This is a genomic window from Pseudooctadecabacter sp., assembly GCF_020627745.1.
Taxonomy (GTDB): Bacteria; Pseudomonadota; Alphaproteobacteria; order Rhodobacterales; family Rhodobacteraceae; genus Octadecabacter.
Map to the genome: position 1 here is coordinate 19,365 of NZ_JAHDGE010000033.1, position 7,776 is coordinate 27,140.

Here is a 7,776-nt window from a genome sequence, read left to right on the forward strand (position 1 = left end):
CACACCCCCAACTTTATTGAAATCCGGAGGGCCACATGGCCGAAGACGACAACACACCCGCAAATGGCGCAGCTGATGCTGCCGCAACGCCACCACAGATCAAACAGCGTATCCTCGCCCAGTTCGTGCGCGACATGTCGTTTGAAAATGTCATGGCGCAAAAAGGTGTCGAGGGTGAGGTCAAACCCGAAATCAAGATTGAGGTGAATCTTGATGCACGCAAGCGCAGCGCAGACAACCAGTACGAGATTATCACCAAGCTCAAGGTGACCTCGACCAACGCAGGGTCGGGCAATACCCTGTTCCTGCTTGAGCTTGAGTATTCAGGCGTCTTCGAAATCGAAGGTGTGCCGGAACAGCAGATGCACCCCTATCTGATGATCGAATGTCCCCGTATGACGTTCCCCTTCATCCGCCGCATCGTCAGCGATGTCACCCGTGACGGCGGCTTCCCTCCGCTGAATCTTGAGCAGATTGATTTCGTGGCCATCTACCGCCAGCAGCTTGCGCTTCGTGCCGCCAAGCAGAAGAAAGCAGACGCTTAAGATTTCTTCCAAAGGGCGTTGTCGCCCAGTTTTTCGATGAACGCGGCGTGGGCTTCTGCCTCCGCCGCGTTTATTTTTGACCCCAATGGATTAGGGCGCGGCATAGCCCGCCAGCCGGACCCGCCGGTAACGGATGCCTTGGCAGCCTGATGTCCCGCCAGAACCAGATCAGGCTGTCGCCCCCCGATCAGTTCCAAATAAACCTCGGCCAGAATTTCACTGTCCAGCAACGCGCCGTGCAATGTGCGGTTTGAATTGTCGATCCCGAACCGGCGACACAACGCGTCCAAAGACGCGGGAGAGCCGGGAAATTTCTTGCGCGCTATCGCCAGTGTGTCCAGCGCCTGATCCATGGGCAGTAATGGCCTGTTGAGCCATCCAAGTTCCGCATTGAGGAATTTCATATCGAAGGCGGCGTTGTGAATGACCAGTTTGGCGTCGCCAATAAAATCAACAAACGCCTGCGCGATATCCGCAAAGACGGGTTTGTCTTTCAGGATGACCTCCCCCTTCTCGGGTGGCCGAGGACTGTCAAGAAGGTCGGGACCGATCCCGTGAATTTCGAAGGCACCGGCAGGCATCGACCGCATCGGGTTGATATACTGATGATAGGTCCGGCCTGTTGGCATGTGATTGTGCAACTCGATCGCGCCGATTTCTACGATCCGGTCGCCCTCACCCGGCTCGAACCCGGTGGTTTCGGTATCAAGTACGATCTCACGCATCGGTTGGTCTGCCTTTGATTTGCTGCAGGATATCTTTCACAGACTGGCGGGCCGCGTCCAGCGATGTTGTCTTGATCACCCAATCCGCACGGACACGTTTTTCAGCATCCGGCATCTGGCGGGACAGGATCAGGTCAAGATCGGCCTCTGTCATCTCGCCACGGTCAAGAACACGGCGGCGTTGTTCATCCACCGGGGCGGTGACGACCACAACGCCGTCGCAGACCGCATCCGCGCCGGTTTCGAACAGCAACGGAATATCCAACAAAACCACCGGAGACGTCGTGACGGACAAGAACGCCGCACGGTCCTGCGCAACGAGCGGATGAACAACCTCCTGCAGACGATCCAAAACATCGGGGTTCGCTTCAATCAGGCTGCGCAATTTCTCGCGTGATACAGCACCTTTGTGCATGGCCTGCGGATACAGGCGGGCCACCTCCCGTGCAGCAGGTCCACCTTTGGCGTATAGCATCCGGACCGTGGCATCGGCATCCCAGACGGGCACACCCTCACTGGCGAACAGGCGCGCGGTTGTGGATTTTCCCATGCCGATCGAACCTGTCAGCCCAAGAACATAGGTCATCCCAGAATGGCCGCCCGGGTATTGACATCCACCTCCGGTCGGACACCGAACCATCGTTCAAATCCGGGAACCGCCTGATGCAACAACATGCCAAGACCGTCAACCGTGACGCAACCGGCGGCCTCGGCCTCCAGCAGGAAACGGGTTTTCAGGGGTGTATAGACAAGGTCTGTCACCACAGTCCCGCGGCGCAATCCATCCAGTGGCACGCGCAATTCGGGCTGCCCCTCCATCCCGAGGGACGTGGTGTTCACAACCGTCGCCGCCTCTTCCAGCATGTTGCCGGCCTGGACCCAATCGACCACCGTGACCTTCGTCCCGAAGGCCGACTGCAGCGCCTCGGCCTTGGGACGTGTGCGGTTGCTCAGGTAAATGTCCTGCACCCCAACCTCGATCAATGAGGCGATGACAGCCCGCGCCGCGCCGCCCGCACCAAGAACCGCAGCCGGACCAATAGAAGGCGCCCAGCCAGGCGCACCCTGTTTCAGATTTGCGATAAACCCGTATCCATCGGTATTGTCCGCATGAATTTTTCCGTCGCGACGAAAAATCAGGGTATTGGCCGCACCGATCAGCGTGGCGCGGTCTGTTGCCAGATCAGCGATTTGCAACACATCTACCTTATGCGGGATCGTCACATTGCAGCCGACGAAGCCCATTTTCGGCAAGGACCGGATGACAGTTTCAAGATCCGCTTCCTGAACAGGCATGGGCACATAATGTCCCCTTCGGTCGTAGGTGTTCAGCCAGTGACGGAACAGTTTGGGCGATTTCGAGTGCACAATCGGGTTACCGATGACACCGGCAAGGGGAATGGAACGATCAGTCATGCGGGCAATGTCCCGCGAAGCGTGAGATAAGACAAGAGTTCCAACAGGGGCAGCCCCTGTATCGTGAATGTATCCCCCATGACGGACCGGAAAAGACGGATCCCCTCCTCCTCGATTTTGTAAGCGCCAACAGACCAACGGATGCTATCCCAGTTTCGATCGACGTATTCCTCAAGATAGCTGTCCGAGAAATCGCGCATGGTCAGCCGCGCAACGCCGACATGTCGCCAGACCGGTTCCAACCCGTCATACACAACAGCCGCAGACAGCAGTTGATGAGTTTCGCCGCGCAAAAGGGACAGTTGCTGTCGCGCATCCTCGGGCGAGGTCGGTTTGGACAGGATATCACCCTTGATCGACAGCACCTGGTCACACCCCAGAACCAGCTGCCCCATCCCCTTTTCCGCCACCTTGCGCGCCTTCATCTCGGCCAGGGTATCGGCAATGTCACGGGGGGTCGCAGCCTCGGCCATCAGGGCAGCCTTAACCGAATCTTCATCGATTCGCGCTGGGATGGTTTCTAGCGCAACACCGGCCTGACGCAGCATCCGCGCCCGACTTTCCGACGCTGAGGCGAGAATAAGATCAAAAGACATGTGGATATCCCCGTGGGTGAACCGCTGAACTTTTGATGGGCGGAATTGGGGTTAAGAGCAAGAGGACCCGTACAAGAGCAGACTTATACAAGTTGTCCCTCCGCCGCGGCCGGTTATCCCCCATGGATAAGGAAGAATCGTCGTTGTGGATCGTTAGGTGATGGACTCAGGTCAATGTCACGATCAAGTGCCACCGTGATAAAATTTCATATTTAAAACAATGTATTAGATGTTGAAGAATTCATCCGACCACCCTCACGATGCCGGAAGGACAGTGGATATCTTCGGGGACAAACAAAGATCGAACGGTTTTCCACATGCCCACTACTACTATCACCTTTTTATAGATTCTTTTTTGAAGACAGAAAAAAGGAGAGGTCACCCCCCGTCCTTTGCCAGAATTGACAGATCAGTCAGGATTGCCTAGTGATCGTCAACCTTCGTCCGAAGGGGACCTTTCCAGTACAAAGAATGAAAAGGCTGCTTCAGCAGCCTGGAGATCTGTAATGTCCGAAGACATGACATCCATCGACCGCCTGAACCTCGCTGATCTCAAGGCGCAAAGCCCCAAAGATCTGCTGTCGCTGGCAGAAGAGCTCGAGATTGAGAACGCATCGACGATGCGCAAGGGCGATATGATGTTCGCCATTCTCAAGGAACGGGCCGAAGATGACTGGATCATCGGCGGCGATGGCGTTCTTGAGGTTCTGCAAGACGGATTCGGATTTCTCAGATCGCCGGAGGCCAATTACCTGCCAGGTCCGGATGATATCTATGTCTCCCCCGAGATGATCCGTCTGCACGCACTGCGCACCGGTGATACGGTCGAAGGTGTCATTCAGGAACCTTCGGACACCGAGCGGTATTTCGCTTTGACGAAGGTCGAGAAGATCAATTTCGAAGATCCGGAAAAAGCACGTCACAAGGTGGCCTTTGACAACCTGACGCCGCTTTATCCTGACGAGCGCCTGAATATGGAGACTGACGATCCGACAGCAAAGGACCGATCAGCGCGGATCATTGATCTGGTCGCCCCGATCGGCAAAGGCCAGCGGTCGCTGATTGTTGCCCCGCCGCGGACCGGTAAAACGGTGCTGTTGCAAAACATCGCCCATTCCATCGCCGCGAACCATCCCGAATGTTATCTGATCGTCCTGCTGATTGACGAACGTCCTGAAGAAGTGACTGACATGCAGCGTTCGGTCAAAGGTGAGGTTGTCAGTTCGACCTTTGACGAACCGCCATCCCGTCACGTGGCCGTATCCGATATGGTCATTGAAAAGGCCAAACGACTGGTCGAGCACAAGCGCGATGTGGTCATCCTTCTCGATTCGATCACCCGACTGGGTCGGGCATTCAACACGACGGTCCCGTCTTCGGGTAAGGTTCTGACCGGTGGTGTGGACGCAAATGCACTGCAACGACCCAAGCGGTTCTTTGGCGCTGCGCGTAATATCGAGGAAGGTGGCTCTCTCACCATTATTGCCACGGCGCTGATTGACACCGGAAGCCGTATGGATGAGGTGATCTTTGAAGAATTCAAAGGCACCGGTAACTCCGAAATTGTTCTGGACCGAAAGGTCGCTGACAAGCGCGTGTTCCCGGCGATGGACATTCTCAAATCAGGTACGCGGAAAGAGGATCTTCTCGTCGACAAGGTTGATCTGCAGAAAACCTATGTTCTTCGCCGGATTCTGAACCCCATGGGGACCACAGACGCTATCGAGTTCCTGATCTCCAAACTGAAGCAGACGAAAACAAATTCCGATTTCTTCGATTCGATGAACACATAACTTATTGTTGGATAACAATGGGTTGACCTATGGATACCATATTTGCTCTTGCGTCTGCTGCCGGGCGAGCCGGCGTTTCTGTTATTCGTGTGTCAGGCCCTGATGCCCTGGCCGCAGCGAAACATCTTGGTGCGCGTTTAGCGCCTCATGATCGTAAACTCTCGCGTCTTGTGTCGTCTGACGGTGTCCTTATTGATGAGGCGTTTGTCCTTAGCTTTGCGCCAGGCCGAAGTTTTACCGGAGAGCAAGTCGTTGAATTTCAGACCCATGGCTCCCCTGCTGTGGTCGCGTTTCTGTTAAACGAACTGGACAAACAGGGGCTTCGGCAAGCCGACGCGGGAGAATTCACGCGGCGGGCCATGGAGTCAGGCACGTTGGATCTGGCGCAGGTCGAAGGACTTGCCGATTTGATAGATGCAGAAACGGAGAGCCAGAGACGTCAGGCCTTTAAGGTCTTTCAAGGAGATCTGGGAGATTTGGTCGATGGCTGGCGTTCGTCGCTGATTCGGGCGGCGTCCCTCATCGAAGCAACAATTGATTTCGTGGACGAAGATGTTCCTATCGACGTTTTTCCAGAGGTGCGTGATCTTCTTGAGCATGTCGTTGAGGAAATTGAACGTGAGGCTAAAGGTGTTTCTATCCGGGAACGGGTGAGGGATGGTTTTGAGGTTGCCCTTGTTGGCCCGCCCAATGCTGGAAAATCGACGCTGTTAAACCGTCTTGCCGGACGCGAAGCGGCCATTACGTCTGAAATTGCCGGGACCACGCGGGATGTGATTGAGGTGAAAATGGACCTTGCCGGTTTGCCGGTGACCATCCTGGATACTGCTGGCCTCCGGGACGGTGCTGATGTGGTGGAAGAGATTGGAATAAATCGGGGTCGGGAGCGGGCTTTGTCCGCTGATATTCGCGTTCATCTTTCGGAAGATGGCCAATTTGATTCCCTGGAGAACGGGCAAGGTCTGGATCTTTATGTACGGTCGAAGGCTGATCTTTCGTCTAACCAATCAGGCCTCGCAGTGAGCGCCAAGACATCTGTGGGAATTGAGAAGCTTCTGGATCAAATTACAGCGTATTTGACGACGCGAGTGGCAAGCGCCGGTGTTGCGACGCGCCAGCGGCATAAAAGCGCTTTGGCTGCGGCGGCCTCGGGTTTGAACCATGTACTCGATCAGATCGGCGATCCGGATATTCCGGTCGACCTTTTGGCTGAGGATTTACGTCAATCGATCCGCGCCTTAGATGCTTTGATTGGTCGCGTTGATGTGGAGAATCTGCTAGACGAAATTTTCTCGAGTTTTTGCATCGGTAAATGAGGATTGTTTCACGTGAAACACCAGTTTGATGTCATTGTCATCGGAGGCGGACATGCCGGCGTAGAAGCGGCGTGCGCGGCTGCGCGTATGGGGGCGAGCACCGCCTTGATGACCCTCCATGCGTCCGATCTTGGCGTTATGTCGTGTAACCCGGCCATTGGTGGGTTGGGAAAAGGGCACCTCGTTCGAGAGATTGATGCCTTGGATGGAGTTATGGGCATTGCCGCAGATCGTGCCGGTATTCAGTTTCGTCTGCTTAACCGCACAAAGGGACCCGCTGTTCAAGGCCCGCGAACCCAAGCTGATCGTGCGCTATACCAGCGAGCGATCCAAGATATTGTTGGATCTTGTGCGAATTTAGAAGTTGTAACAGGTGAGGTTGTCGATCTTGTCGTTCTAGGTGGTCGCGCGGCTGGCGTTGTTCTTGCGGATGGCAGTGAAGTGACCGCCAAATCGGTCATCCTGACATCCGGGACGTTTCTACGCGGCGTTGTGCATGTGGGTGACCAGGCGACAAGCGGTGGACGCATGGGTGCCGCGCCATCTGTTGCCCTTGCCATGCGTCTGGACACCTTAGGTTTACCGCTTGGTCGACTGAAGACAGGTACGCCCCCACGACTCGATGGACGGACGATTGATTGGTCAAATCTTGACCGCCAAGAGGCCGATGCCGAACCCGAGGTTTTCTCGTTTCTTCATAATGGTGCGCTCGTCCCCCAGATCGCCTGTGGCATTACCCATACAAACGAAAAGACACACGAAATCATTCGGAATAATCTTCAGAAATCCGCTATGTACGGTGGTCATATTGACGGCGTTGGCCCTCGGTACTGTCCCTCTATAGAGGATAAAGTTGTCCGGTTCGCTGACAAGACGTCCCATCAGATTTTCCTGGAGCCTGAGGGCCTTAACGACACCACAATTTACCCAAACGGAATTTCGACGTCCCTGCCGGTTGACGTTCAGGAAGATTATGTCCGATCTATTGTAGGACTTGAGGATGTAAAGATCCTTCAGCCGGGGTATGCCATTGAATACGATTTTGTCGACCCAAGAAGCTTGAATGCTCAGTTGGAACTTAAGCAACTCCCTGGTCTCTATTTAGCCGGTCAGATCAATGGAACCACCGGCTATGAAGAGGCTGCCGCCCAAGGCTTGGTCGCAGGCTTGAATGCTGCAGCATCTGCTCACCACAACAAACCAGTCAAATTCGACCGAACAACATCATACATCGGCGTGATGGTCGATGATCTGACGGTACGTGGCGTGTCCGAACCCTATCGTATGTTCACTTCGCGGGCCGAGTTTCGCCTGTCCTTACGGGCTGACAACGCTGATCAACGGCTTACGGCTTATGGTCGCGAAACAGGCTGCGTCGGTGATCG

At 55.1% G+C, this 7,776-nt stretch carries 8 protein-coding genes; 4 read left to right on the forward strand and 4 right to left on the reverse strand.

Going from position 1 to position 7,776, the window contains the following annotated elements:
• Window positions 1–35 precede the first annotated feature (35 nt).
• The gene (secB, locus tag QZ653_RS12130) at window positions 36–545 is read left to right on the forward strand and encodes a protein-export chaperone SecB (RefSeq protein WP_296420358.1); all 510 of its coding nucleotides are present in this window, start codon (window positions 36–38) and stop codon (window positions 543–545) included.
• On the opposite strand, the gene dnaQ is transcribed toward secB, so the two are convergent.
• The 4 genes from dnaQ to QZ653_RS12150 are packed head-to-tail and all read right to left on the reverse strand — an operon-like array spanning window position 542 to window position 3,282.
• Window positions 542–1,270: a DNA polymerase III subunit epsilon gene (gene dnaQ, locus QZ653_RS12135; protein WP_296420360.1), complete on the reverse strand. Its 729-nt coding sequence runs from the start codon at window positions 1,268–1,270 to the stop codon at window positions 542–544. The genes secB and dnaQ overlap by 4 nt on opposite strands.
• Entirely contained in the window at window positions 1,263–1,856 is a 594-nt protein-coding gene (gene coaE, locus QZ653_RS12140) for a dephospho-CoA kinase (RefSeq protein ID WP_296420361.1), read from the reverse strand. Before coaE ends, dnaQ begins: the two co-directional genes overlap by 8 nt.
• Window positions 1,853–2,686 (reverse strand): shikimate dehydrogenase, encoded by an 834-nt coding sequence (locus tag QZ653_RS12145; RefSeq protein ID WP_296420362.1) that lies wholly within the window; start codon window positions 2,684–2,686, stop codon window positions 1,853–1,855. The genes coaE and QZ653_RS12145 overlap by 4 nt, the downstream gene beginning before the upstream one ends.
• Window positions 2,683–3,282: a nucleoside triphosphate pyrophosphatase gene (locus QZ653_RS12150; RefSeq protein WP_296420363.1), complete on the reverse strand. Its 600-nt coding sequence runs from the start codon at window positions 3,280–3,282 to the stop codon at window positions 2,683–2,685. Before QZ653_RS12150 ends, QZ653_RS12145 begins: the two co-directional genes overlap by 4 nt.
• Window positions 3,283–3,788: 506 nt before the next feature.
• Here QZ653_RS12150 and rho point away from each other — a divergent pair.
• From rho to mnmG, 3 genes are all read left to right on the forward strand, one after another.
• Complete coding sequence (gene rho, locus QZ653_RS12155) at window positions 3,789–5,075, forward strand: transcription termination factor Rho (protein ID WP_412766011.1); 1,287 nt, start codon at window positions 3,789–3,791, stop codon at window positions 5,073–5,075.
• A 29-nt stretch (window positions 5,076–5,104) separates the two neighbouring features.
• Window positions 5,105–6,391: a tRNA uridine-5-carboxymethylaminomethyl(34) synthesis GTPase MnmE gene (gene mnmE, locus QZ653_RS12160; protein WP_296420364.1), complete on the forward strand. Its 1,287-nt coding sequence runs from the start codon at window positions 5,105–5,107 to the stop codon at window positions 6,389–6,391.
• A gap of 3 nt (window positions 6,392–6,394) precedes the next feature.
• On the forward strand, window positions 6,395–7,776 hold a 1,382-nt coding region (mnmG, locus tag QZ653_RS12165; RefSeq protein ID WP_296420365.1), incomplete at its 3' end, for a tRNA uridine-5-carboxymethylaminomethyl(34) synthesis enzyme MnmG.